This window comes from Amycolatopsis australiensis (assembly GCF_900119165.1).
In the GTDB taxonomy this organism is placed as follows: domain Bacteria; phylum Actinomycetota; class Actinomycetes; order Mycobacteriales; family Pseudonocardiaceae; genus Amycolatopsis; species Amycolatopsis australiensis.
Genome location: NZ_FPJG01000006.1, coordinates 7,705,915 through 7,731,123, shown reverse-complemented (window position 1 = coordinate 7,731,123; position 25,209 = coordinate 7,705,915). Strand labels below are relative to the sequence as shown.

The following is a 25,209-nucleotide window of genomic DNA, read 5'->3' as shown; positions in this document are numbered from 1 at the left end:
CGACCCATACCGCGGGTGCGGGGCGCGCCGGCCAGGAGGCCGCGCGCTCCGGCGCACCCGCGAAAATCACCCGATCGGGCAGGCGGGCGGGACCGGGCTTCCCACCACCTGCCGCAGGCGGCGACCGTACCTGCCCCCGGATCCGGCCACCGCGGACCTCACAGCCGCCGCAGCACCGCCACCACCTTGCCGAGCACCGTGGCGTCGTCGCCCGGGATCGGCTCGTACGCCTCGTTGTGCGGCATCAGCCAGATGTGGCCGCCCTTGCGCTTGAACGTCTTGACCGTGGCCTCGCCGTCGATCATCGCCGCGACGATGTCGCCGTTGTCCGCGTCCGGCTGCTGGCGGACCACCACCCAGTCGCCGTCGGTGATGGCCGCGTCGATCATCGAATCGCCCGTGACCTTCAGCAGGAACAGCTCGCCCTCGCCGACGATCTCCCGCGGCAGCGGGAACACGTCCTCGATCGCCTGCTCGGCCAGCACCGGGCCACCGGCGGCGATCCGGCCGACCAGCGGCACGTACGCCGCCTTCGGCATGACCGGCTGCTGGTCCATCTCGATGCCCATCGGGTTGTCGTCCGTCGCGGAGAGCACGCCCACCGCGCGGGGACGGTTCGCGTCCCGGCGCAGGTAACCCTTGCGCTGCAGCGCGCGCAGCTGGTGGGAGACCGACGACGTCGACGTCAGCCCCACCGCCTCGCCGATCTCGCGGACGCTCGGCGGGTAGCCGAACCGGCTCACCCACGAGCGGATCACGTCGAGCACCTGCTGCTGGCGGACGGTCAGCGTCTCGTCCACGTCGTACACCTCGGGCATCGGGTGCACACTGCCCCCGGGGGACCCACTGGTCCTGCCCGCCTTGTTCTCCTTCGCCACTGCGTCGCCTCCCAGACGTTCGCTGCACGTATCGCGCGCCGGCCGCCGCCCGCCGGGTGCGGGCAGCCTCGCCGGCGGCATCTGCCCGGCAGATGCCCTGGTCACCGACGTTAGCCCCCGGGCACGGCGATTTCAAACATCTGTTCGATCGACACGCCGTGTCCGCTCGATTTTGTCGGTGGTAGGTGGTAGACCTTCGCACGGGCGTTCGATAGAACGCTTGTTCGACCTTGATCCACGGGCCGCCTCGGCCGGCGGATACGGGCGGACACCAGGGTTTCGAGGAGGTTCGGATGTCCATTCTGGCCGAACGCGGGCACGCCCGCCCGGCGACCCCGGTCCCGGCACAGCCCCGTCCCGTGCGCGTGCTGCGCGGGCGCCGCGGCGAGGTGCACCGCCCGCCGACCCGTGCGCGGGTCGTGGCGGGCCGGCGTCCGGCGGGCGCGCCCTGCGCCGCGCCCCGCCGCGTGCCCGTGCGCTGGCCGTGGCTGGCGGCGCTGGCCGTCGCGAGCTGCCTGGTCGTGACCGCGCTGGGCCTGCTGGGCGGCGGGACCGCGAGCGCACCGGTGCCGGAGCGGACGGCGACCGTCTCGGTCGGCCAGGGCGACACGCTCTCGTCGCTGGCCGCGCAGTTCGCGCCGGGCAGCGACACGAGCGCGGTCGTGGCCCGGATCAAGGAGCTGAACCGCCTCGACGGCGCCGTCCTGGTGCCCGGGCTGCCGCTGACGGTCCCGGTCGCGGACGCCGTTCCGGCGCCGTGAGGACAAGTCCGTGCCCGTGGCGGCGGTGCCGGGAGGCGACGGCCTTCGCGCCCGGTGTGGTGAGGCCGCCCGTCGCCGATGCCTGGGGCGTGGACCTCGGCGGACCGCGGGATGGTCCACCCGCCGCGCCCGCCGGAATTCACTCTCCCCGGTGAAACCGCCGGCTGCGGCGAACGAGCGACCCGGAGCCGCCGGCCGGCACCGTGCCGAGGCGCCGATCGCGACCGCACCTGGGCGGCGATGCCCCGGCGCCCGTGCCCCGGCCGTCCGGGCCCGGACGGCGTGCGGCCACCCCGGCGCCGCGGAGCCGGTTCACCTCTCACCCGGGTGGGTCCGGCGATGGCCGTTTCGCTTGCGCACACCTCCGCCGAGTTCTACGCTCGCCCGCTATATGTAGTAGTTACACCGCTGTAGTTGGTCCACAGGTTGGGGTAGGCTGGACAGCAGTTGTCCACAGCTGGTCGGCCCTTACCCACCGGATGTCCACAAAACGATCACCAGGTGCCGGGGTGCTTGGGTGGCCGCGGGACGTCGACCGGGGCGGCCGGCGCGGAGGGGAAGGTGATCGGCGGATGAGGTGCCCGTTCTGCCGGCATGCGGACTCTCGGGTCGTCGACTCCCGAGAGGTGGATGAAGGCCAGGCGATCCGGCGGCGGCGCTCGTGCGCGTCGTGCGGACGGCGGTTCACGACGTCGGAGACGATGGTGCTCGCCGTCGTCAAGCGGTCCGGGGTCACCGAACAGTTCAGCCGGGACAAGGTGATGAGCGGCGTCCGCCGCGCCTGCCAGGGCAGGCCGGTCGACGACGACGCGCTGCAGCAGCTCGCGCAGCGCGTGGAGGAGTCGATCCGCTCCGCCGGGCTGGCGGAGATCCCGAGCCACGAGGTCGGCCTGGCCATCCTGGGCCCGCTGCGTGAGCTCGACGGGGTCGCCTACCTCCGGTTCGCCAGCGTCTACCGCTCCTTCTCCTCGGTCGAGGACTTCGAGAAGGAGATCGCCGACCTGCGTGAGGCCATGGCGGGTGCTGCTGACCGGGAGAAGAGCGATCAGCGGGAAGACGGCGACTGACCGTCCCGCTGCGGGAGTGAGGGTTCGACCGATGACCGAAACCGTGGGAACCGGGGCCGGCGCGGCCGCCGGCAAGAAGAGCAAGGCCGCCGGCGGGCTGAGCGTGCGACGCGTCTTCACGACCGAAGGGCAGCACCCGTACGACCAGGTCACCTGGGAGCAGCGGGACGTCGTGATGACCAACTGGCGCGACGGCACGGTCAACTTCGAGCAGCGCGGCGTGGAGTTCCCCGAGTTCTGGTCGGTCAACGCCACCAACATCGTCACCAGCAAGTACTTCCGCGGCGCCGTGGGCAGCCCGCAGCGCGAGCGCAGCCTCAAGCAGCTCATCGACCGCGTCGTGAAGACCTACGTCAAGGCCGCGCGCGACCACGGCTACTTCGCCACGCCGCAGGACCTCGAGATCTTCGAGCACGAGCTCACCTGGATGCTGCTGCACCAGGTCTTCAGCTTCAACTCCCCGGTCTGGTTCAACGTCGGCACGCCGTCGAAGCAGCAGGTCTCCGCGTGCTTCATCCTCGCCGTCGACGACACGATGGAGTCGATCCTCAACTGGTACCGCGAGGAGGGCCTCATCTTCAAGGGCGGCTCCGGCGCCGGCCTCAACCTCTCCCGCATCCGCTCCTCGAAGGAGCTGCTCACCTCCGGCGGCACCGCGTCCGGGCCGGTCTCGTTCATGCGCGGCGCCGACGCGTCCGCTGGCACCATCAAGTCCGGCGGCGCCACCCGGCGCGCGGCGAAGATGGTCGTGCTCGACGTCGACCACCCCGACATCGAAGAGTTCATCCAGACCAAGGCGCGCGAAGAGGAGAAGATCAAGGTCCTGCGCGACGCCGGGTTCGACATGGACCTCTCCGGCGCGGACATCTCGTCGGTGCAGTACCAGAACGCGAACAACTCGGTGCGCGTGTCCGACGAGTTCATGCAGGCGGTCGAGAACGGCACCGACTTCGGCCTGCGCGCCCGGCTCACCGGCGAGGTCATCGAGCGGACCGACGCGAAGAAGCTCTTCCGCAGCATGGCGCAGGCCGCGTGGGAGTGCGCCGACCCCGGCATCCAGTACGACGGCACGATCAACGACTGGCACACCTGCCCGGAGTCCGGCCGGATCACCGCGTCCAACCCGTGCAGCGAGTACATGCACCTCGACAACTCCAGCTGCAACCTGGCCTCGCTGAACCTGCTCAAGTTCGTCACGCCCGAGGGCACGTTCGACGCGCCGCTGTTCGCCCGCGCCGTCGAGTTCGTCATCACGGCGATGGACATCTCGATCTGCTTCGCCGACTTCCCGACCGAGCCGATCGCCGACACCACGCGCAAGTTCCGCCAGCTCGGCATCGGCTACGCGAACCTGGGCGCGCTGCTGATGGCGCTGGGCCACGCGTACGACTCCGACGGCGGCCGCGCGCTCGCCGCGGCGATCACGTCGCTGATGACCGGCGTCTCCTACCGGCGCTCGGCCGAGCTGGCCCGCGCGGTCGGCGCGTACGAGGGTTACGCCCGCAACGCCGAGGCCCACCAGCGCGTGATGCGCAAGCACGCGGCGGCGAACGAGCTGGTCCGCACCTACCACTCGAACGACGCCGCGGTCCGCGCGCTGGCGACCGAGGAGTGGAAGAAGGGCATCGACATCGGCACGAAGCACGGCTGGCGCAACGCGCAGGCGTCGGTGCTCGCGCCCACCGGCACCATCGGCTTCATGATGGACTGCGACACGACCGGCATCGAGCCGGACTTTTCGCTGGTCAAGTTCAAGAAGCTCGTCGGCGGCGGCTCGATGCAGATCGTCAACCAGACCGTGCCGCGCGCGCTGACCGCGCTGGGCTACCTGGACGAGCAGGTCGAGGCGATCGTCGAGTACGTGGCGCAGCACGGCCACGTCGTCGACGCGCCGGGGCTGCGCCCGGAGCACTACGAGGTGTTCGACTGCGCGGTCGGCGAGCGCTCGATCGCGCCGATGGGGCACGTCCGGATGATGGCCGCGGTGCAGCCGTTCCTGTCCGGGGCGATCTCCAAGACGGTCAACATGCCGGAGTCGGCGACGGTCGAGGACGTCGAGGAGATCTACTTCCAGGGCTGGAAGCTCGGCCTCAAGGCGCTGGCGATCTACCGCGACAACTGCAAGGTCGGCCAGCCGCTCTCGTCGGCGAAGAAGGAGAAGGCCGAGGCGGAACCGGAGAAGGTCGTCGAGTACCGGCCGGTGCGCAAGCGCCTGCCGAAGAAGCGCCCGAGCCAGACGGTCTCGTTCACTGTCGGCGGCGCCGAGGGCTACCTGACGGCGGGTTCCTACCCGGACGACGGGCTCGGCGAGATCTTCGTCAAGCTCGGCAAGCAGGGCTCGACCCTGGCCGGCGTGATGGACGCGTTCTCGATGTCGATCTCGGTGGGCCTGCAGCACGGCATCCCGCTCGAGTTCTACGTCTCGAAGTTCTCGAACCTGCGCTTCGAGCCGGCGGGCATGACCGACGACCCGGACATCCGGATCGCCACGAGCGTGATGGACTACCTGTTCCGCCGCCTGGCGCTGGACTACCTGCCCTACGAAAAGCGTTCGCAGCTGGGCATCCTGTCGGCCGACGAGCGCTCGGCGGAGGTCGAAGCCAGCTACGGCAACCCGGGCGTCGACCTCGAGGCGTTGCAGTCCACAGTGGACTCCTCACCGGAGCCGCACGCGGAGGAGCCGGAGCACCCGCACCGCGAAGCACAGACGACGACGGAGCTGATGGAGCTGCGCCTCGGCAAGGCGGCGGACGCCCCGCTGTGCATGACGTGCGGCACGAAGATGCGCCCGGCGGGCTCGTGCTACGCCTGCGAAGGCTGCGGCGCGACGTCGGGCTGTAGCTGACAACCGGCCGGCCGGGGTGACCGCCACCCCGGCCGGCCGGGTTCAGCGCGCCGGCACCTGCCGCCCGGGCCGGTGAGCAGGGTGAGCCGCCGGCCGACCAGGTCCAACGCGGACCGTCCGTCGGCCAGCCAGTGTGCGGCAGGCTGGAGCCGGGAGTCCTGTAGTGGCGGACGAGCGTGGGCCCGTACATCCGCGAGGTCGTCGCGAGCGGGGAGTTCCCGCAGTTCTCGCGGCGGGTGGTCGAGAGGGCCGACCGGAGCCCGGCGGAGGTCTTCCGGTTGTGCCGGACGGTATCGCGGTGCGAGCCTGGCGGTCCGGGGGCTGAACGCGACCGAGCCGGGTCCCGCCGCGCGGGCCCGGCTCGGTCGTTCGCGGCGTCAGCCGTCGTAGGCGTCGTAACCGTAGTCGTCGGCCCAGTCGTGGTCGTTGGCGTCCGCGATCGAGGTCACCGAGTGCACCGCGGTCCCGGCCTCGCCGGCCGCCGTGTACCAGTTGTGGTAGCCCGCGTAGCCCGGGACCGCCACCGCGTGGACACCCGCCGACGACGCGCCGTCGGGGCCCGCCGCCAGGTGGCCCGCCTCGTAGGTGGCGTAGTCGTCACCCGCGTGGCTCGCCACGTGCGCCGAGGTCGCGCCGTCCACGCCCGCCGAGTGCGTTTCGTGGACGTAGGAGGCGTCGTCGTCGGTGTCCGTGTCGACCACCGGCTGCGCGGTCGTCACGTGCTGCACCGGTGCCACCGCGTCCGGGTGCGACACGGTGTGGGTCACGGCCGTGTCGTCGCCGTGCGCGTGGTACACGGCCGGGTGGCTGGTCCAGTGGCCGGTCCAGCCGTGGTCGTAGCCGTCGTCGCCGTTCCAGTCGTCACCGTTCCAATCGTCGCAGTCGTCGCCGGCGTCCTCGTGGTGGGTCACGGCCGCCCCGCCGATCCCGGCGAAGCTGGTGTCGGTCTCCGACCAGTGGTGGCCCCACCAGTCGGAACCCGCCTCCGATTCGGTCGTGCCCGCGCCGCCGATGCCGGCGAAGCTGGCGGAGCTTTCGGAGCTCCACGGCTCATACGGACCGCCGAGCGTGCCCGCCGACGAAGGGGCGACGACGACGAGGGAAATCGGCAGCGCGAAAGCGCCCGCGAGGGCGAGTCGACGCAATGTGGACATGATTGATCGGGGTTCCTTCCTGGCTGCGGCGCCCGGGCAATTCCGGGGGCCCTGGCACCGGGACAGAACATCTGCCCACTGGGACGGTACCCGGCCTCTGGCACGCTGACCTGCACGAATACCCGATCGGTGTGCGGAACCCGCCCGCCGGAGGACACCGGTGGAATGGGACCAGAACAGCTTAGGCGGCGCGCGAAGTGATGTCGGCGTGAATGGCGTGGAATCACTCGCTCAGGTAGTTTCGCGTTTATCCGGAAATGGCGGGTTCGATTCGGCGGCCGCGGACGGCCGACAGCAGCGCGGCGACGGCCATGATCGCCGTCAGGGTGTAGAAGGCCGTGCTCAGCCCTTCGGTGAACACCGTCGCCAGCGGGCCGTCCAGGCCGGCCGAGCCGACGAAGATCGCGAACGCCGTGCCGCGCGGGATCGCCTGCGCCGCGACCAGGATCGCCGTGGTGAACGAGAGCACCATGCCGATGCTCGCGAACGTCCGCAGCACTCCGGAGGCGATGCCGAGCCGCTCGGGCGGGCACGCCTTCATCACCGCCGAGCTGTTGGCCGGGTAGAAGAAGCTGCCGCCGATCATGATCACGACGTTGCCGAGCGCGGGCAGCCAGAGGCTGCTGGTCGTCGTCATCCGGGCGAAGAGCAGCAGCGCGACGACCGAGAGCCCCAGCCCGGCGGTCGCCGGGAGCACCGGGCCGAGCCGGTCGGCGAGCCGGCCGAGTAGCCGAGCGCGTTGAACCCGTAGGCGCGGCCGCGCTCGGCCGGCGGGTACAGCTCGGCGATGATCGCGCCGCTGTTGGCCGCGATCAGCGCCGCGCCGAGGCCCTGGACGAGCCGGAAGCCGATGATCGCCGCCGGGGCCCAGACCAGGGCGCACAGCGCCGAGCCGGCGAGGAACACCGCGAACCCGGCCCGGTACATCCGCACCCGGCCGAACAGGTCGCCGAGCCGCCCCAGCTGCGTCGCGAGCACGGTGACGACCAGCAGGTAGCCGACGACGACCCAGCTCACCGCCGGCAGCGACACGCCGAGGCCGGCCTGGATCGCCGGCAGGGCGAGCACCACGATCGTGCCGTCCACCGCAGCGAGGAGCACGCCGATCATCACGACGAACATGCCCAGCGCGCGCTTGCGGTCGCCGGCCACGGTCAGCTCCCGGCCTGGACGATCCACTCCCGCCCGTCGGGGTCGCGGACGGTCATCTCCCGGGTCCCGAAGTGGGTGTCCTCGAACGGGGAGACGACCTCGACGGGCGCGTCGGGTGTGACCTCCTTGCCCTTGAGGACGAGCTTCATCCCGGTCGGCCGGTCTTCGGGCACTTCGGCGACGAAGACGTAAGGCCCGTCGCCGTTGCGCAGCAGGCCGGAGTTGTGGTCGGTCTCGAAGTCCAGCTCGAAGCCGAGGGCCTGGAAGAACTGGGCGGCCTTGCCCCAGTTGTGCGTCTCGAGGTACACGGCCTCGATGCCGTTCGTGCTCATCGCGGGTCTCCTTCGGTGGTGTTCGCGAGGTACTGGCGCAGGGCGTCGGCGACGAGCGCCGACAGCGACTGCCCGGTGTCGACGGCGTGGTGCTTGACCTCCCGGATCAAGTCGACCGGGAGGTACACGTTGAACTGCTTGACGTCCTTGTCCGCCATGACAGCATGCTAGCATTCTATCCAGCTAGCGCGTCAACCTTCACGGGATCTCCACGAAACCCGTGCACCGCGTCCACGGCCGCCCGGCATCATCGGGCTCGATGAACTGGTTGCGGGAATTCGAAGCGGAAGCAGAGCGGCGCCGCCGCCGGGAAGATCCGCCGTGGTCACGCGGTGCGCGCCTGCACCCGGACGTCGCGCGCAGCGTGCAGCGGTTCCAGGTCGGCGAAGCCGGCGACGGTGCCAACCTCATCGCCAAGGCCGCCGGGGACGACGACTACCTCGCCACTGTGCGGCTCTTCGTCGCCGAGGAGCAGAACCACGCCCGGATGCTGGCCGGGCTCCTGCGCGCCGCCGGCGTCCCCACGATCGCGAACCACTGGTCCGACACGGTGTTCGTGTGGCTCCGGCGCGCACTCGGCCTGCGGCTGGAGCTGATGGTGCTGCTCATCGCCGAGGTCGTCGCGCTGCGGTACTACCGCGCCCTGCGCGACGGCACCACGGACCCGCTCGTCACGCAGGTCGCGGCCCGCATCCTGGCCGACGAGGAGCGGCACGTGCCGTTCCACTGCCACCGGCTGCGCGGTGGCTTCGCGGGTGTCCCCGGGCCGGTGCGCGCGGCGGTGTTCGGCGCTTGGCGGGTGCTGCTGCTGGGCGTGGCGGTCACGGTCGCCGCGGACCACGGCCCGGCGCTGCACCGGCTCGGCGTCGGCCGGCTCGTGTTCGTCGCCGACGTGCTGACCGCGTTCGAAGCCGCGCTCGCCCGGATCCGCGGGGAGGAACCGAAGCCGAAGCCGCGGTACGTCCCGAAGCGCGCCCGGCCGCGAGGACTCGTCTAGAGCAGGCCGGCCAGCTGCCGCAGGGCCGCGGTGATCCGCTCCGGCGAGACGCCCCGGCCGGTCTGGTGCAGGAACAGCTCGGGCGCGAGCGGCGCCAGCAGGATGTCGGCCAGGACGTCGGGGTCCGGCGCGCCCGCGGCTTCCGCCAGCACGCGGACGTGCGTCCGCCAGAAGCCGTACGCGCCGGTCGCGAAGCGCGAATGGCCGACTTCCGTGCCCAGCACGAGGTGCGCGTGCCGCTCCAGCAGGCCGACCATCGCGGCGTAGAACGCGGCCAGCCGCTCGGCGGGCGGCGCGCCCGGGCCCAGCGGCGGGTCGCCGCGCAGCAGCGACTCCTGCAGCCGGCGCTCGTGCTCGTCCAGGAGCGCGACGGCGATGGCCGCGCGGTCGGGGTAGCGGCGGTAGAGCGTTCCGCGGCCGACGCCGGCCGCGCGGGCGATGTCCTCCATTGTCACCTCCGCCGCGCCGCGGGCGGTGAACAGTTCTTCGGCCGCCGCCAGGATCTTGGCGCGGTTGCGGGCCGCGTCGGCGCGTTCGGGCATGCCCGGCAGCCTAGGGAATAAGCGGACGCATCGTCCAGTTGACCTCAAGCGGACGCCGTGTCCACTTGAGGAGGAACCGTGACCCACCTGCTGCACCTCGACTCCAGCGCCCGCCGCGCGTCGTTCTCCCGCGAGCTGTCCGCGCGCTACGCCGCGACCTGGCCGGGCACCCGGACCTACCGCGACCTCGCCGCCGACCCGGTCCCGGTGATCGGCGAGGCGTGGACGGAGATCTGCGACGCCGTGCTCGCCGCGGGGATCACCGACCCCGCGCATTACGCCGACCTGGTCGAGAGCCCCAGGCAGCAGGAAGCGTGGTCGATCGTCGAGCCGCTGCTCGCGGAGCTGCTCGAAGCCGACGTCGTCCTGATCGGCGCGCCGATGTACAACTTCTCGATCCCGGCCGCGCTCAAGCTGTGGATCGACCAGGTGACGTTCCCGCGGATGTCCCTGCGGGGCAAGGCGTTCGTCATCGCCGGCGCCCGCGGCGGGACGTACGCGCCGGGGACGCCGCGGGCGCCGTTCGACCACCACGAGCGCTACCTGCGGGATTTCATCGCCGGGCACTACGACGTCGACGACGTCCGGTTCGTGCACGCCGAGCTGACCAACGCGCTCGTCGACCCGCACCTCGCCGCGCGCGAAGCCGAGCGGGTCGCTTCGCGCGCGGCGGCCTTGGCGGCGCTCTGATGGGCTGGGTGACGCTGGTCCTCGCCGGGCTCGTCGAGATCGCCTGGTCGCAGAGCATCAAGCCGACGGACAACTTCACCCGGCCGTGGCCGACCCTGCTGTGCTTCGTGCTCGGCGCCGCGGCGGTCTACCTGCTATCGCGCGCGATGGACACCGTCCCGGTGGGCACGGCCTACGCCGTGTTCACCGGGATCGGGGCCGTCGGCGCGATCGTGCTCGGCGTCGTGGTGAACGCCGACCCGCTGAGCGTGGGCCGAGTGGCCGCGCTGGCCCTGATCGTCGGCGGGGTCGTGCTCGCGCGCGTCACTTCGTGAGCTGCTCCCACAGGAACTCGAACACCAGCGCCCACTTGAACGCCAGCTGCTCGTTGTCCGCCGCGGCGCCGTGGCCGCCTTCGATGTTCTCGTGGTAGCGGACGTCGTGCCCCTGCTCACGCATGCGCGCCACCATCTTGCGGGCGTGGGCGGGGTGCACGCGGTCGTCGCGCGTGGAGGTCACGAACAGCGACGGCGGGTAGCTGCGTCCACTGTGGACGTTCTGGTACGGCGAGTACTTCGCGATGTACTCCCACTCCGCGGCCTCGTCCGGGTCGCCGTACTCGGCCATCCACGACGCGCCGGCCAGCAGCAGGTGGTAGCGGCGCATGTCCAGCAGCGGCACCTGGCTGACGATCGCGCCGAACCGCTCCGGGTAGCGCGTCAGCATGACGCCCATCAGCAGCCCGCCGTTGCTGCCGCCCTGGATGCCGAGCTTGTCCGGCGTCGTGATGCCGCGCTCGACCAGATCGGCGGCGACGGCCGCGAAGTCCTCGTACACGCGGTGGCGCTCGGCCTTGATCGCCTGCGTGTGCCAGCCGGGCCCGTATTCGCCGCCGCCGCGGATGTTCGCGACGACGTACGTGCCGCCGCGCGCGAGCCAGCCGCGGCCGATCATCCCGCTGTAGGACGGCGTCAGCGACACCTCGAAGCCGCCATAGCCGGTGAGCAGCGTCGGGCCGCCTTCGGGACCGGAGGGCCGCACGACGAAGTACGGGATCTTCGTGCCGTCCTCCGACGTCGCGAAGTACTGCGCGACGCTCATGCCCGAAGCGTCGAAGAACGCCGGAGCCTGCTTCAGCACTTCGACGTCTCCGCCGACGTGGCCGTAGCTCAGCGTCGACGGCTGCAGGAAGCCGCTGGAGTCGATCAGGTACTCGTCGCTGACGTCGGGGTCGGTGTCGAAGATGTCCGCGCTGCCGAACTCGGGGCCGCCCGCGAGGGGCTCGTCGGTCCAGCCGCCGGGGCCCGGCGTGAGGGTGCGCAGCTCGGTGCGGACGTCGCGCAGCGTGCCGAGCAGCAGGTGGTTGCGCGTCCAGGCCCAGTAGTCCAGCGACGTGTGCTCGTCGGGCGTGAAGAGCGTGGTGAAGGTGCGCTCGCCGCCCAGGAAGTCGTCGAAGCGGATCGCGATCAGCGAGCCTGCCGGGTGCTCGGTGCCGCCGACCGTCCACGCCGTCCGCGGCCGCACCAGCAGCCATTCGCGGTGCACGGACGCGCTGGCGTCGTCGGGGACGTCGATCTTGACCAGCCCGCCCGGGGTGCGCAGGTACAGCTCGGAACGGTAGAAGTCGATCGCGCGGCTGACGAAGTCGCGCTCGAAGCCTTCGGTCGGATCGTGGGACGCGCCGATCGAGACGTCGTCGGGCTTGCCCTCGTAGACCAGGGTCGCCGCCTCGAGCGGCGTGCCGCGGCGCCACTCCTTGGCCAGCCGCGGGTAGCCCGAGCTGGTCAGCGAACCCGGGCCGAAGTCGGTGCCGATGTAGACGCGGTCCTCGTCGATCCAGCCGATGCGCGTCTTCGCCTCCGGCACGGTGAAGCCGTCCTCGACGAACTCGTGCGCGTCGAGGTCGAACTCGCGCACGACGGTCGCGTCCGCGCCGCCGCGGGAGAGCTCGACCAGGCCCCGGCGGTAGTCCGGCCGCAGCACGGTCGCGCCCTGCCAGACCCAGTTCTCGCCCTCGGCCTCGGCCAGCGCGTCGACGTCGAGCAGCAGCTCCCACTCGGGCTCGGCCTGCCGGTAGGACTCCAGCGTCGTGCGGCGCCACAGGCCGCGGGGGTGGGTCGCGTCCTGCCAGAAGTTGTAGAAGTACCGGCCGCGGCGGCGGACGTACGGGATCCGGTCGTCGGCGTCGAGCACTTCACGCAGCTCGTCGCGCAGCTCGGCGAAGCGCGCGCCGCGGGTCAGCTCGGCCAGGGTCTCGTCGTTGCGGGCGCGCACCCAGCTCAGCGCCGCCTCGCCGGTCACGTCTTCCAGCCACAGGTACGGGTCCTCCACACTCATGCCCCCAGTCTTGCCCGAGGGCCGCCCCGGCGGCCACCGGGTGGCGTTTTCGTTTCGTGATCCGGGCCCGCGGGCCGGTCCGTATGCTGGTGCCACCGAGCAGGGGGAGAACGTGAACGACGACGCCGAGTCCGGTTTTCCCGGGTCGCCACCGGCATCCGCAGTGGTGTCCCGGAGCCCGGAACCCGCGTGGGCGCCCGAGCCGAACCCCTGGGCGCCCAGCTGGGCCGCCGCGCCGCCGGTCCCGATCGCCCCGCCGCGCAGCCGGCTCTGGGGCGCCGTCGCCGGGGTCCTCGTCGTCGTGCTGGCCATCTCGCTGATCGCGGCCACCATCCCGCACCGCGTCGACGGCCACGCGCTCGTCGCGCAGGGCGTCGACACCGGCCGCGCGTACGGCGGCACCGGGTCGACGTCGGCCGCGAAGCCCGTGCCGGAGCTGGCCCGCAACCCGCTGCTCGCCGAGGGCATCACGCCCGGGCCCGCCACCTGCGCCCTGCCCGACCTCGGCCGGGCCGCCGAGCAGCTCAAGGCCTACTACGGAGCGCTCGTCGACTGCCTGGAGCAGTCCTGGCGCCCGGCGCTGGCGAAGGCGAACGAGCCGACGCTGACCGCCACCGTCTCGGTCACGCTGCCCGAGCACAGCGCGTGCGGGAAGGCGCCGACCGAGAACGAGGCCGTCGCCTACTACTGCGGCGGGGACACCACGATCTACGCCCCGACCGACTGGATGCTCGCCGACGCCGGGCTTAACAAGGCGCGGCACATCGCCACGATCGCCCACGAGTACGGCCACCACGTGCAGCGCGAGAGCGGCATCCTGTCCGCGGCGGCGGACAAGATGACGTCGCCGAACGAGGACAGCGCGGCCGACAAGGAGGTCGTCCGCCGGATCGAGCTGCAGGCGAACTGCTTCGGCGCGCTGTTCCTGGCCGCGGTCGCCGGCTCGGGCTCGGTCAGCCGGTCACTGGCGAACGCCGCCGTCGCCGACTACGGCCGCGCCAACGACAGCGACACCCACGGCTCGCGCGAGCACCAGCTGTCGTGGGCGAAGGCCGGTTACGAGGGCAAGACCACGAAGGCGTGCGACACGTGGAGCGCGCCGGTCGCCGACGTCAGCTGAGCTTCCACGCGGGATCGCGGCCGAGGAGGGCGAGGAACCGGTCCAGCTCGCTCGCGTCCGCCGGGACCTCGACGCTGTGGGCGAAGCTCCCGTTGATTTCGCGGCCCTCGTCCGGGATGCGCTCGGCCAGCTGCAGGGCGGCGTGGACGGCTTCGGCGTCCGGCTCGTAGGGCAGGCCGAGCGTGCGGGCCAGGTCCCAGCCGTGCGCGACGGTGTCGACGAGGTGCATGTGCGCGGCGACCGTGCCGGGGAACGTGCCGAAGTGGTTGATGGTCAGCTGCCGCTCCAGCACGGCGTCGTCGGCCATGGCGTCCAGGAAGTCGTCGACCGAGGCCCGGTACGCGGCGCAGGGGTCGTCGCCGAGTTCGCCGGCGTCCCAGTCGGGGGCCGAGCCCTCGCGGGCCGCGGTGGCGAAGGCGTGGTTCTCGCTGACCTGGTGGCGGAGCAGGTCGGCCAGGGTCCAGCCGGCGCACGGCGTCGGGCGGGCCAGGTCGGCGGGCGTGGCGGCGGCGACGATCTTGTCGAGGACGAGCAGGCTGCGGCGGTCGAGTTCGCGGAGATCCATGCCCGGCACGTTAGGCGGGGGAGCGGACCACGAACAGTGCCAAATCCGTGCCGACCTTCGTGGGCCAATCTAGAGTCGGTCCCGTGGACGTCCACATCGACCTGACCGGGACGCGCGGCCACCGCGACGCGATCTACCGGCAGCTGCGCGCGGCGATCCTCGACGGCCGGATCCGGTCCGGCGAGGCGTTGCCGCCGACGCGCGAGCTGGCGCAGCGGCTGGCGGTCTCGCGGACGACGGTCAGCGCGGCCTACGACCGGCTCACCGCCGAGGGGTTCCTCGCCGGGCGCGTCGGCGCGGGCACCTTCGTCACGGCCTCGCCGGCGAGCCGCCCGCGGCCGTCGTCCGTGTCGGGCGTGCGCCCGCTGCCGGAGTGGGACGCCGTCCCGGCGCCGCCCGCGCCGTTCGCCCCGGCACCGGAGTTCGACTTCCGGCCCGGCGTCCCGGACCTCACGCGGTTCCCGTTCGACACCTGGCGGCGGCTCGTCACCCAGCGGCTGCGCGCCGGGCAAGCCGACCTGATGACCTACGGCGACCCGCAGGGGCACGCCGGCCTGCGCGCCGAGATCGCCCGGCACGTCGGAGTGGCGCGTGACGTCCGGGCGAGCCCGGAGCAGGTCGTCGTCACGGCCGGGGCCCAGCAGACGACGGACCTGGTCGGCCGGGTGGTGCTGCGCCCGGGCGACGTGGCCGCCGTCGAGGACCCCGGCTACCCGCCGCCGCGGCTGGTGCTCGGCGCGCGCGGGGTCCGGGTCGCGCCGGTGCCGGTGGACGCCGAGGGCATCGTCGTCGACGCCATCCCGGCGGGCACGCGGCTGGTGTACGTGACGCCGTCGCACCAGTACCCGCTGGGGCTGTCGATGTCGCTGGACCGGCGTCTCGAACTGCTCGACTGGGCCGGGCGGCACGACGCCGTGCTCGTCGAGGACGACTACGACAGCGAGTTCCGCTACACCGGACGGCCCCTGGAACCGTTGCACAGCTTGGATTCGCGCGGCCGGGTCGTGTACGTCGGCTCGTTTTCGAAGGTGCTGTCGCCGGCGTTGCGGCTGGGTTTCCTCGTCGCGCCGCCGTCGCTGGTGCCCGCGCTGGTGAAGGCCCGGTACCTGACCGACTGGCACGCGCCGAACGTCGAGCAGGCGGCGCTGGCGGCGTTCATGGCGGAGGGCGGGTTCGCCCGGCACGTCCGGCGGATGCGGAAGGTCTACCGGGCGCGGCACGAGCTGCTGTCGGCGTCGCTGGCGACGTCGTTCGCGGACTTCCTGACGCCGTTGCCGTCCTCCGCGGGCCTGCACCTGAGCGCGGTTTCGCCGGCCGACGCGGGCCCGCTGGTCCGCGCGGCACGCCGCCGGGGCGTGCGGCTGTACTCGCTGGGGGACTTCGCGGTGGGGGAGCGGCGGCACGGGCTGGTGTTCGGTTACGGTGCGGTCGCGGTGGAGCGGATCGAGCCGGGGCTGGCCCGGCTGCGCGAGCTGGTGGACGAAGGAGTGGCATGACCGACGACGTGCTGGTGGCGATCGACGCCGGCCTGCGGCAGCACATCGGCGGCGACCGCGCCGGCGCGTACGCGACCTTCGCGCGGCTGTGGGAGTCGATCGGCCCGGACGGCGACCCGCTGCACCGCGTCGCGCTGGCGCACCACATGGCCGACGTCTGCGACGACCCGGCGGAGGAACTGGAGTGGGACCTGCGGGCACTGGCGGCGGCGGACTCGCTGACCGACTCGCGCGTCCAGGAGCACCACTCGTCGCTGGCGGTGCGCGGCTTCTACCCGTCGCTGCACCTGAACCTGGGCGAGGACTACCGCAAGCTGGGCCGGCTCGAGGAGGCCCGCGAGCAGCTGGCGCTGGCGAAGTCCCGCCTGGCCGCCCTGGGCGACGACGACTACGCGGCAGGCATCCGATCGGCACTGGACGGCCTGGCCGAACGTCTCGGCTGAATCGGTTCGAATATCACGAAGACGCCCCGTTTGCCGGACTTTCGCCCCGGTCGGTGTGCCCTTAACCTGTGGTGATCCAGCTCACCGACGGGAAGGATCGCCATGCGGATTGCGGATCTGCTGCGCAAGAAGGGGTCGGCGGTCGCGACGGTCACCCCGGAGACGACGGTGACCACGCTGCTGGCCGGCCTGGCCGAACACAACGTGGGCGCGATGGTGGTGGTGAACCCGGACGGGTCGATAGCGGGAATCGTCTCGGAACGCGACGTGGTCCGCAAGCTCCACGAACACGGCCCCGCGCTGCTGGAGGGCCCGGTGTCGGAGATCATGACGAAGCTGGTGGCCAGCTGCGGCCCGGAGGATTCGGTGGACCAGCTGTCGATCCTGATGACGGAGAGGCGCATCAGGCACGTACCGGTCCTGTCGGGCGGCCGCCTGGCGGGCATCGTGTCCATCGGGGATGTGGTGAAGAACCGGATGGAGCAGCTGGAGCAGAGCCAGGAACAGCTGCAGGCGTACATCGCCCAGGGCTGACACGGGCGCGGATCGGCCTCAGCTGTGGGTCGGCTCACTGCGAGGGGACTCATGGCTGAGGGCCGGTCGTATGCCGTTGGGGCAAATTGTGCTGACGAGACGAGGATGGCGACGGTCACGGACAAGAGGGAAACGGCCATCGTAGATCCCGAGATGATCAGGACAAGCCGCTCCGAGGCCTCCGGTTTCGAGCACGGGGGTGCGGGTGACGCGCAGGAGACCTGCCCCCACCAGATCATGGGGTGCCGACTCTCGTTCGATCCGATTCTCGGCGAGAGACCGGTGAAGCGCCTGAGCTCACTCCCGCCAGCCGGACAGTTCCACGCCCTTCGCGACATCCACCCGGTACGACAGCGTCACCGTCTTCGTCTCGCCCGGGGCCAGCGTCAGCTTCCACGTGTACTCGCCCAGCGCCGACGTCTCCGCCGGCTCCGGTGACGTCTTCACGTCCTTCACCGTGATCGCGTCGTCGCGGGACACCGGTGCCTGGTCCACCACCGTCACCTCCGCGGAACGCGGCCCATGGTTGCCGACGGAAATGCGATACTCCGCCTCACGCCGTTTCTGCCCCGACAGAGCCGCCTTCGAGGCCGTGCGCCGCACCAGTTCGCGCTCGATCCGGATCCGGTCGTCGACGCCCAAAGCCAGCTCCAATTCCTCCCCGGGAGCCCACGCTTCGAGCACCGTCGTCCCGACGAACTCCGCGTCGTGGAACACCGAAGCCCGCCCCGGCCGCAACGCCTGCGAAGACGTGTTCGCCACCGTGGCCCGCAGATACGCCTCCTCCGCCAGCACCGGCGCCGTCACATACCCCAGTGAAGCCGTGAGATCCAGCTGTGCCAACGTCGTCCGGTGTCCCTGCGCCCCCGAAGGCACCGCCACCGGACGTGACGGACGGTACGTGACCGCCGTCGTGCCCTGCTCCACCGAGGCGAACTTCGGCGCCATCGCCACGGACGCCGCCATGTAGTGCCTCCCCTCGGGAATGCCGCCGCCCGATCCACCGTACGCACCCGCGGGTGCCGCCGGAACCGGGTGCACGCGGTCGAGGTACCACGGCGAAAGCTCCGGCACCACCACCGAAACCGCCGGCCGGGCCGTCGACAGCGCCAGCTCGCACTCCGGCCAGTCCTCGCCCGTGTGCTGGCTGACCAGGCCGTACGACACCACCGTCACGTCCGTCCCGCGGACGCGGATGTCGTAGCCCGGCTCCCAGCTCGCGCCGGGGACCACATAGGACAGTTCCAGCTCCGCCGATCCCGCCGGGTCCGCGATCTCCAGCTCCACGACCACCGACGTACTGTCCTGTTCGGACTGGGCGCTGTGCGTCTCGATCCGGCGGTCGAGCGCGGCGAGGTCCTCGCGAAGCCGGGCGATGCGCTCGGTCAGGACCCGCCGGGCCTTCAACGCGGCGGCCAGCCGCGCGCTCAGCGCGTCCGTCACCTCGGCGACGCGCGAAGGTTCCGCCGTCCCCGCCGCCAGCGCCTTCGCGAAGCTGCCGCCGCTGCGCTTCGCGAGCGAAGTCAGCAAGTCGACCTTCATCGCTTCGGCCGCTTCGTCGTCCACGACGCCGTCGAGCGTTGCCTGGTCCACGCGACGTTGCTCGATCAGTGCCCGAAGCGCGGCGTCGGCCGGCGAAGCGTGCCGCTCGGTGCGTACGTCGACTCCCGCGATCAGCGCCGGGCCCGTGCCGGTGACGCGCACCGAGCCAGGGTCGAGCGACAGGGGGAGCCCGGCGAACGTCAGGCGCGGCCCGCCGTCCAGCGAGGCCTTGGCCCGGCGGGTGATCCGGGCCTGCTGCGGGTAGACGGTCACGGCGGCGATCGGCGCTTCCACGGTCGGCATGCCCCCGACGTTAGTCTCTTGACACTCCCGCGGCCGGAGCGGAAGTGTCTTCAGTCGTCCGCTTCGCCCGGCTTGGGGGTTTGAGTGAAAGCCGCAGTCCTGCTCCTCGCACTGGCGACCTTGCCGCTGACCGTGGGCACGGCCGAAGCCGCGCCGCCCGCGCCCGTCTTCACCGGCGGCCAGGCCCAGCCGGTGTTCGACCCCGCCGACGTCATCCGCGAGGACATCTGGGTCACCGCGCCCGTCGACAGCGACCACGACGGCCGCGACGACCTCGTGCACGCCCAGGTCGTGCGCCCGCGCGCGACGCAGCAGGGCCTCAAGGTGCCGGTCGTCTACCAGGCCAGCCCGTACTACGCCGGCGGCAACGACGTCGCCAACCACGACGTCGACGTCGAGCTGTACGCCCCCGGGTACGCCCGCGGGCCGGAAGGCCCGCGCGTCGCCGCGCACGGCGTCGGCCCGGCCACCCCGATCACCTGGCGCTACCAGGACTACTTCACCGCCCGTGGCTTCGCCGTCGTGTACGGCGAGTCGCTCGGCACCGGCCTGTCCACCGGCTGCCCGACCACCGGCGACGTCAACGAGACGATCGGCGCGCGCTCGGTCGTCGACTGGCTCAACGGCCGCACCTCCGCGAAGGACGCGACCGGCGCCGCGGCGAAGGCGGACTGGAGCACCGGCAAGACCGGCATGATGGGCGTGTCCTACAACGGCACGCTGCCGAACGCCGTCGCGAGCACCGGCGTCGAAGGCCTCGAGACGATCGTGCCGATCGCGGCCATCTCAAGCTGGTACGAGTACTACCGCAACGATGGCGCCGTGGTCGCGGCCGGCGGGTTCCAGGGCGAGGACGCCGACGTGCTCGCCGAATACGTCTACACCCGCGAGGACCGGCAGATCTGCCGCCCGGTGATCGACGGGCTGACCCGCGACCAGGATCGCGTGACCGGCGACTACACGCCGTTCTGGGACGTCCGCAACTACCGCAACGACGTCGCCAAGGTGCACGCGTCGGTGCTCGCGGTGCACGGCCTCAACGACTGGAACGTCAAGACCGACCAGGTCGCCGAGTGGTACGAAGCGCTGAAGGCGCACGGCGTCGAGCACAAGATCTGGCTGCACCAGTCCGGGCACGCGGACCCGTACTCGCTGCGCCGCGACGTCTGGCTCGCGACGCTGAACAAGTGGATGTCGCACTACCTCTACGGCATCGACAACGGCATCCAGAACGAGCCGAAGGCGACGATCCAGCGCGAGGACCTGTCGTGGACCGACGAGGCCGACTGGCCCGCGCCGGGCACGTCCGACGTACGCGTCTACCCGTGGCCGGGCGGCCGCGCGAAGGGCGCCATCGACACCCGCAGCCCCGTGCCGGGCACGGCCGCCGTCGAGACTCTCGCCGACGACTCGTCGAAGACGATCGAGCAGCTGGCCGGCCTCGCGTCGTCCGGGAACCGCCTGCTGTACGCGACTTCGGCGGCGAAGCAGCCCGTACGCCTCTCCGGCGCCGCGCGCGCCGACCTCGCGCTGGCGTTCGACCGGCCGGCGGCGAACGTCTCGGCGATCCTGCTCGACCGCGCCCCCGACGGCACGTCGCACGTGATCAGCCGCGGCTGGACCGACCCGCAGAACCGCACGTCACCGGCCCGGACAGAGCCGATCACGCCCGGAAAGACCTACCGGATCGGCGTCGAGCTGATGCCGAAGGACTACATCCTGGCGGCGGGTCACCGGCTGGAGTTCCTGCTGGCCTCCAGCGACCACGACTACACGCTGCGGCCGAAGCCGGGCGCGGGGCTGGCGCTCAACCTGACGAAGACGTCGGTGACGCTCCCGGTCACGGGCGGCAAGCCGGCGCTGCGAGCCGCGTTCGGCTGATGCTGCCGGAGCACCTGCACGCCGACGTCCGGACGTTGTGGGACTACCACGACCTGCGGCACGAGCCGCGGCGTTCCGACGTCGGCGTCGGGCTCGGCAGCCGGGAGCCCGGCGTGGCCGTCCACACGGCGGAGCTGTACCACGCCGGGCGGTTCCCGCTGATCGTCTTCACGGGCGCCAACGCCCCGACGACGGTGGACCGCTTTCCACGCGGCGAAGCGGTCCACTACCGCGAGATCGCCCTGGAGCGCGGCGTGCCCGACGACGTGATCCTGGTCGAGCCGGAAGCCCGCAACACCGGCGACAACATCGCGTTCACCCGGCGCCTGCTGGCCGAGCGCGGGATCCCGGTCCGCTCGGTGACCCTGGTGTCGCGCCCGTACCAGCAGCGACGCGCGTACGCGACGGCGAAGCGGCTTTGGCCGGGCGTCGAGATCGTCTGCGCGTCGAAGAGGGTTTCGCTGGAGGACTACCTGGACGGTGTCGAGGACGCGACCCGCGTGGTCAGCATGCTGGTGGGGGAGACGCAACGGATCACGGAATACGCGGCGCGAGGGTTCGCGATCCCGCAACCGGTCCCGGCCGGGGTGGAGCGGGCGTTCGGCCGCCTGGCCGCGGCCGGCTTCACGCAGCGGCTGCTGTGAACCCCTCAGTCCGCGATGCCCGCCCGGTAGGCGAAGGCGACCGCCTGCGCGCGATCCCGCAGCCCGGCCTTCGTGAACAGGTGGTTCACGTGGGTCTTCACCGTCGCCTCGCTGACGACGAGCGTCCGCGCGATCTCGGTGTTCGACAGCCCCGCCGCGATCAGCCGCAGTACCTCGATCTCGCGCGCCGTCAGGCCTTCGATCTCCTTGACCCGCTTGGGCGTGCTCCGGGTGGCGGCCTCGACGAGCCGCCGCTGCAGCTCGCCGTCCACTGTGGACTGGCCGGCGGCCGCCGAGCGCAGGGCCCGTGCGATGGCCTCCGCGTCGGCGTCCTTCGTCAGGAAGCCGCGGGCGCCCGCCCGCAACGCGGCCAGCAGCGACTCGTCGTCGGCGTACGTGGTCAGCACGACCACCTCGGTGTCCGGGTGCTCGGCGCGGATCCGCTCGGTGGTCTCGACGCCGTCGCAGCGCGGCATCCGCAGATCGACGAGAACGACGTCGGGGCGGTGCCGCGCGACCAGGTCGAGCGCGGCCAGCCCGTCCGCGGCCGCGCCGACCACCTCGACGCCGGGCAGCAGCCCGAGCAGCGTCACCAGGCCTTCACGGACCACGGCCTGGTCGTCGGCCAGCACGACCCGCAGCGTCACGCCGGTACCGTCAGGTGAATCCGCCATCCGTCCTCCCCCGGCCCGCTCTCGAACCGCCCGTCGAGCAGCGCGACCCGTTCGCTCATCCCGCGCAAACCGTAGCCTGCCGCCGGCGCGTCCGGCGGGCGCCTGCCCTGCCGGTCGATCACGGTCAGCGCGACGCTCCCGGAGCGGTAGTCCAGCGTGACGTCGACGTCGGCCTGCCCCGCGTGCTTGCGCGTGTTGGCCAGCGCCTCCTGCACCGCGCGGACCAGCGCCGTGCCGACCGCCGCGTCGAGCTCGCGTGGCTCGCCCTCGACCTTGAGGTCCGCCCGGGCGCCGCTGTCCAGGCGGTAGGCCGCGAGGAGGTCCGCGATCGTGCGCTCGACCGGCACCGCGTCTTCGCGCAGCGCGGCGACGGCTTTGCGAGCCTCGGCGAGGCCTTCGGAGGCCAGCTTCTGCGCCCGTTCGATCTGCGCGACGGCGTCCGGGCTCGCCCCGTCGCGGACCAGCATGAGCCGCGCGCCCTGCAGATTCAGCGAGAGCCCGGCCAGCGAATGAGCCAGGACGTCGTGCAGCTCGCGGGCGATACGGGCGCGTTCGGCGAGGGCGGCGGCGCGCGCGTGCTCCTCGGTCGCGGTCTGCGCGCGGGCGAGCGCCAGCTCGGTCTGCTCGATACGGGCCAGCCGCGTCCGCCGGTTGAGGCCGAGCAGCACGACGACGGCCAGGATCGTGTACGTCGCCAGCGCGCCGTCCCAGGCGTCGTGGAAGGCCGCCCAGCAGGTGATCGAGTACAGGTCGGCCGCGACGGCGAGCAGGATCGGCACGATCGGGTGGCGGAGGACGACGAGGAACGTGGTGCTGAACATCGTCACCGACGCCCAGCTGTTCGGCACCAGCGCCCAGAGCGTGCCCGCGCTGAGGATCACGGCCAGCAGCAGCACGGGCGGCAGCTTCTGCCCGCCGGCGTCGTACAGCCACAGCAGCGGGACCGACAGCGCGAGGGTGATCCCGATCAGGACCCAGGCCAGCGTGTTCGCGCGGGGCATCGCGGCGAACATCGGGACCGCGATGAACGCCCAGCGGACGTACGCCTGTCCGTGGGGGCGCCGGGCGAACCCGGTCCGTCCGGTCGTCATGGTCGAGGTCCTCCGCGGGTGCTTGTACGGAAAATGTACCGACGACGGCTTCCCTGGGTGGTGTCAAGCTGTCCCGTTTGTCAGGAGGTTCCCCCATGTCCAGGTTGCGACGGCTCGCCGTGTTCGCCGCCGCCGCGGCGCTGCCGGCGCTCGGCCTCACCCTCGCCGGCCAGGCGACCGCCTCGGCCGCGCCCAACTTCCAGGTGCCGTTCAAGTGCGGGGTCACCGTGACCGCGGCGACGTTCAGCGGCCACAGCCCGGAGTACTCGGTCGACTTCCAGAAGTCGGGGATCACGGGCATGCCGGTGCTCGCCTCGGCGTCCGGCACGGTGACGCGGGTGGCCGACGAGGGCAGCACGAGCTACGGCAAGTGGATCGAGGTGGACCACGGCAGCGGCTGGCGCACCCGGTACGCGCACCTGTCGGCCCAGGAGGTTTCGGTCGGGCAGTCGGTCGCGGGCGGCCGGGAGATCGGGAAGGCCGGCGCGACCGGCGGGGTCACCGGCCCGCACCTGCACTTCGAAGAGCGGCTGAACGGCGTGGTGCAGAAGGCCAAGCTGAACGGCATCGCGGTGCCGTACTACGGGCACACCGACTTCACGAGCAAGAACAACTGCGGTGGCAACCCGTACTCCGCGGCAGAGGTCTGCGGTGACGGCTTCTCCGTCGTCGACCAGCAGGCGCTGGCGAACTCATCCGGCACCGCGTACCTGCTGTACAACGCCTCGACGAAGGCGAACTGCGTGACCACGCTGAAGGCCACGTCGCTCGGCACGGCCAGCCCGGTCTCGGCGTTCCTGGAGGCCCAGGGCTCGACGCGGGTGACCGATTCCGGCAGCTTCGCCTACTACGCCGGTCCGGTGAAGAAGACCGCCGCGGCCACCTGCGTGAAGTGGGGCGGCTCGGTGGGCAGCAACACCTACGAGAGCGGGTTCGAGCACTGCGGCTGAGCGGTGCCGGTCGGTGGGGCCGGGCAGCATAGCCCGCCCCACCGACAGGAATCCGCCGCCCGGCGGGCGCCCGCCCGGATCCGTCCACATCGGCCCCGCCCATCCACAGATTTGCCGCCACCGCCCCATCCGGCCCCGTGCTGCCCCACTGTGGAGGCATGACCACAGCCACCCCGACCGGCCGGCCGCCGGCCGACCTCCGAAGCCCCGCGCAGCTGCTTGCCGCGCTCCCGTACCTGATCGGGTTCCGGCCCGAGCGATCCGTCGTCCTGATCGGCCACCGAGCCCCTCTGGGCCACGGGTTGGGCCTGGTGATGCGTGCCGACCTCCCGCGTCGCGAAGACCGGGCCCGGCAGGCCCAGGCCCTCGCCCCGCGGTTCACCTTGGCGCCGCACACCGGCGTGACGCTGGCCGTCGTCGGCGGACGGCGAAGACCCGGCAGCCCGCCACCGCACGCGGGCTTCGTCGACGAACTGGCGGACGCGCTGGGCGAGTGCGGCCTTCCGGTGCTGCACGCGTTGTGGACGGCGCGCATCAGCGAGGGCGCGCCCTGGGGGTGCTACGCGGATCCCGGCTGCGGCGGCGAACTCCCGGACCCGCGCGCGACGGTGACGGCGGCGGTGGCGACGGAGAGCGGCACGGTGGCGTTCGACAGCCGTGACGAGCTGGCGGCGCTGCTCACCCCACGTTCACCGGACGCGGTCGCCTGCCGGGCGGAGCTGCTGACGCGCCAGCCAGCATCGCCGTGGCCGGAGGCAACGTGCGTCTCCGACGCGGCTTCGGTGGTCCGCGCGGCCTTCGAGCGTCAGCTGCGCTCGGCGGGCCCGCCGACGGACGGGGAAGCGGTCCTGCTGGCGAAGGCGCTGGAGGTTTCCGAGATCCGGGACGCGTGCCTGGCCATGGCGGTCCCACCGCGAGAGCCGAGGGCGCGCGAGGCGGAGCGCCTGTGGCTGACCCTGGTCCAGGAGCTCCCGCCCCCGCACCGAGCGGAGGCGGCGGCCCTGCTGGGCTACACGGCCTTCATGCGCGGCGACGGCACGTTCGCGGGCATGGCACTGGAGAACGCACTGGAAGCGAAGCCGGACCACGTACTGGCCGGGCTCCTGTGGACAGTGCTGAACCACGGCATGCCCCCGGAGCAGCTCCTGGACCTGGCGCTGGCAGCCGACCCGACGGGCATGTCGGGTTTCGGCCTGCCGTTGTCGGACGTCGAGACGGACCAGCCGGCGTAG

General features: G+C 72.1%; 26 protein-coding genes. 14 read left to right on the top strand and 12 right to left on the bottom strand.

Annotated elements, in window-relative coordinates; translation table 11 throughout:
- Positions 1-158 precede the first annotated feature (158 nt).
- A complete protein-coding gene (gene lexA, locus BT341_RS36840; protein WP_072480620.1) occupies positions 159-818 on the bottom strand; it encodes a transcriptional repressor LexA in 660 nt (219 codons plus the stop codon).
- A gap of 353 nt (positions 819-1,171) precedes the next feature.
- Here lexA and BT341_RS36835 point away from each other — a divergent pair, with 353 nt between their 5' ends.
- From BT341_RS36835 to BT341_RS36825, 3 genes are all read left to right on the top strand, one after another.
- A complete protein-coding gene (locus BT341_RS36835; RefSeq protein WP_072480619.1) occupies positions 1,172-1,639 on the top strand; it encodes a LysM peptidoglycan-binding domain-containing protein in 468 nt (155 codons plus the stop codon).
- 572 nt (positions 1,640-2,211) lie between these two features.
- A complete protein-coding gene (gene nrdR, locus BT341_RS36830) occupies positions 2,212-2,706 on the top strand; it encodes a transcriptional regulator NrdR (RefSeq protein WP_072480618.1) in 495 nt (164 codons plus the stop codon).
- Between the two features lie 31 nt (positions 2,707-2,737).
- Positions 2,738-5,551: a vitamin B12-dependent ribonucleotide reductase gene (locus tag BT341_RS36825; RefSeq protein WP_072480617.1), complete on the top strand. Its 2,814-nt coding sequence runs from the start codon at positions 2,738-2,740 to the stop codon at positions 5,549-5,551.
- A 377-nt stretch (positions 5,552-5,928) separates the two neighbouring features.
- Here the strand turns inward: BT341_RS36825 and BT341_RS36820 are convergent, their stop codons facing one another.
- The 5 genes from BT341_RS36820 to BT341_RS36800 all read right to left on the bottom strand — a co-directional run bounded on the left by BT341_RS36820 (position 5,929) and on the right by BT341_RS36800 (position 8,347).
- Positions 5,929-6,705 carry a hypothetical protein gene (locus BT341_RS36820; RefSeq protein WP_072480616.1) on the bottom strand — a complete coding sequence of 259 codons (777 nt, stop codon included), beginning with the start codon at positions 6,703-6,705 and terminating at the stop codon, positions 5,929-5,931.
- A 247-nt stretch (positions 6,706-6,952) separates the two neighbouring features.
- Positions 6,953-7,342 carry an MFS transporter gene (locus BT341_RS46215; RefSeq protein ID WP_218177810.1) on the bottom strand — a complete coding sequence of 130 codons (390 nt, stop codon included), beginning with the start codon at positions 7,340-7,342 and terminating at the stop codon, positions 6,953-6,955.
- Positions 7,339-7,857 carry an MFS transporter gene (locus BT341_RS46210; RefSeq protein WP_072480614.1) on the bottom strand — a complete coding sequence of 173 codons (519 nt, stop codon included), beginning with the start codon at positions 7,855-7,857 and terminating at the stop codon, positions 7,339-7,341. Before BT341_RS46210 ends, BT341_RS46215 begins: the two co-directional genes overlap by 4 nt.
- Before the next feature lie 2 nt (positions 7,858-7,859).
- Entirely contained in the window at positions 7,860-8,189 is a 330-nt protein-coding gene (locus BT341_RS36805; RefSeq protein WP_072480613.1) for a VOC family protein, read from the bottom strand.
- A complete protein-coding gene (locus BT341_RS36800; RefSeq protein ID WP_072480612.1) occupies positions 8,186-8,347 on the bottom strand; it encodes a ribbon-helix-helix domain-containing protein in 162 nt (53 codons plus the stop codon). Before BT341_RS36800 ends, BT341_RS36805 begins: the two co-directional genes overlap by 4 nt.
- Positions 8,348-8,448: 101 nt before the next feature.
- On the opposite strand from BT341_RS36800, the gene BT341_RS36795 reads away from it, so the two are divergent.
- Positions 8,449-9,186: a ferritin-like domain-containing protein gene (locus tag BT341_RS36795; protein ID WP_072482379.1), complete on the top strand. Its 738-nt coding sequence runs from the start codon at positions 8,449-8,451 to the stop codon at positions 9,184-9,186.
- On the opposite strand, the gene BT341_RS36790 is transcribed toward BT341_RS36795, so the two are convergent.
- Entirely contained in the window at positions 9,183-9,728 is a 546-nt protein-coding gene (locus BT341_RS36790) for a TetR/AcrR family transcriptional regulator (protein WP_072480611.1), read from the bottom strand. The genes BT341_RS36795 and BT341_RS36790 overlap by 4 nt on opposite strands.
- A gap of 78 nt (positions 9,729-9,806) precedes the next feature.
- Here BT341_RS36790 and BT341_RS36785 point away from each other — a divergent pair, with 78 nt between their 5' ends.
- Both BT341_RS36785 and BT341_RS36780 read left to right on the top strand, forming a co-directional pair.
- Positions 9,807-10,418, top strand: a complete 612-nt coding sequence (locus BT341_RS36785; protein ID WP_072480610.1) for an FMN-dependent NADH-azoreductase — start codon at positions 9,807-9,809, stop codon at positions 10,416-10,418.
- Entirely contained in the window at positions 10,418-10,732 is a 315-nt protein-coding gene (locus BT341_RS36780) for a DMT family transporter (RefSeq protein WP_072480609.1), read from the top strand. Before BT341_RS36785 ends, BT341_RS36780 begins: the two co-directional genes overlap by 1 nt.
- Here the strand turns inward: BT341_RS36780 and BT341_RS36775 are convergent.
- Positions 10,722-12,734 carry a prolyl oligopeptidase family serine peptidase gene (locus BT341_RS36775; RefSeq protein WP_072480608.1) on the bottom strand — a complete coding sequence of 671 codons (2,013 nt, stop codon included), beginning with the start codon at positions 12,732-12,734 and terminating at the stop codon, positions 10,722-10,724. The two genes, BT341_RS36780 and BT341_RS36775, sit on opposite strands and share 11 nt — an antisense overlap.
- A 163-nt stretch (positions 12,735-12,897) precedes the next feature.
- Between BT341_RS36775 and BT341_RS36770 the strand changes: the two genes are divergently transcribed.
- Positions 12,898-13,854, top strand: a complete 957-nt coding sequence (locus BT341_RS36770) for a neutral zinc metallopeptidase (RefSeq protein WP_072480607.1) — start codon at positions 12,898-12,900, stop codon at positions 13,852-13,854.
- Here BT341_RS36770 and BT341_RS36765 read toward each other — a convergent pair.
- A complete protein-coding gene (locus tag BT341_RS36765; protein ID WP_072480606.1) occupies positions 13,847-14,419 on the bottom strand; it encodes a TIGR03086 family metal-binding protein in 573 nt (190 codons plus the stop codon). The genes BT341_RS36770 and BT341_RS36765 overlap by 8 nt on opposite strands.
- A gap of 83 nt (positions 14,420-14,502) precedes the next feature.
- Between BT341_RS36765 and pdxR the strand changes: the two genes are divergently transcribed.
- The 3 genes from pdxR to BT341_RS36750 all read left to right on the top strand — a co-directional run bounded on the left by pdxR (position 14,503) and on the right by BT341_RS36750 (position 16,892).
- Positions 14,503-15,915: a MocR-like pyridoxine biosynthesis transcription factor PdxR gene (pdxR, locus tag BT341_RS36760; protein ID WP_072480605.1), complete on the top strand. Its 1,413-nt coding sequence runs from the start codon at positions 14,503-14,505 to the stop codon at positions 15,913-15,915.
- Positions 15,912-16,358 carry a hypothetical protein gene (locus BT341_RS36755; RefSeq protein WP_072480604.1) on the top strand — a complete coding sequence of 149 codons (447 nt, stop codon included), beginning with the start codon at positions 15,912-15,914 and terminating at the stop codon, positions 16,356-16,358. The genes pdxR and BT341_RS36755 overlap by 4 nt, the downstream gene beginning before the upstream one ends.
- A 102-nt stretch (positions 16,359-16,460) precedes the next feature.
- On the top strand, positions 16,461-16,892 hold the full coding sequence (locus tag BT341_RS36750; RefSeq protein ID WP_072480603.1) for a CBS domain-containing protein: 432 nt from the start codon (positions 16,461-16,463) through the stop codon (positions 16,890-16,892).
- Between the two features lie 297 nt (positions 16,893-17,189).
- Here the strand turns inward: BT341_RS36750 and BT341_RS36745 are convergent, their stop codons facing one another.
- Entirely contained in the window at positions 17,190-18,737 is a 1,548-nt protein-coding gene (locus BT341_RS36745) for a DUF4139 domain-containing protein (protein WP_072480602.1), read from the bottom strand.
- 84 nt (positions 18,738-18,821) lie between these two features.
- Here BT341_RS36745 and BT341_RS36740 point away from each other — a divergent pair, with 84 nt between their 5' ends.
- Together BT341_RS36740 and BT341_RS36735 are read left to right on the top strand one after the other, a co-directional pair.
- On the top strand, positions 18,822-20,618 hold the full coding sequence (locus tag BT341_RS36740; RefSeq protein ID WP_072480601.1) for a Xaa-Pro dipeptidyl-peptidase: 1,797 nt from the start codon (positions 18,822-18,824) through the stop codon (positions 20,616-20,618).
- Positions 20,618-21,262: a YdcF family protein gene (locus BT341_RS36735; protein WP_072480600.1), complete on the top strand. Its 645-nt coding sequence runs from the start codon at positions 20,618-20,620 to the stop codon at positions 21,260-21,262. The genes BT341_RS36740 and BT341_RS36735 overlap by 1 nt, the downstream gene beginning before the upstream one ends.
- Before the next feature lie 5 nt (positions 21,263-21,267).
- Here BT341_RS36735 and BT341_RS36730 read toward each other — a convergent pair whose 3' ends face one another.
- Together BT341_RS36730 and BT341_RS36725 are read right to left on the bottom strand one after the other, a co-directional pair.
- On the bottom strand, positions 21,268-21,909 hold the full coding sequence (locus BT341_RS36730; RefSeq protein WP_072480599.1) for a response regulator: 642 nt from the start codon (positions 21,907-21,909) through the stop codon (positions 21,268-21,270).
- Positions 21,906-23,027, bottom strand: coding sequence for a sensor histidine kinase (locus tag BT341_RS36725; RefSeq protein WP_072480598.1), 1,122 nt, complete (start codon positions 23,025-23,027; stop codon positions 21,906-21,908). Before BT341_RS36725 ends, BT341_RS36730 begins: the two co-directional genes overlap by 4 nt.
- A gap of 95 nt (positions 23,028-23,122) precedes the next feature.
- On the opposite strand from BT341_RS36725, the gene BT341_RS36720 reads away from it, so the two are divergent.
- Positions 23,123-23,977, top strand: coding sequence for a M23 family metallopeptidase (locus BT341_RS36720; RefSeq protein WP_072480597.1), 855 nt, complete (start codon positions 23,123-23,125; stop codon positions 23,975-23,977).
- Between the two features lie 158 nt (positions 23,978-24,135).
- Entirely contained in the window at positions 24,136-25,209 is a 1,074-nt protein-coding gene (locus tag BT341_RS36715; RefSeq protein WP_072480596.1) for a DUF4192 domain-containing protein, read from the top strand.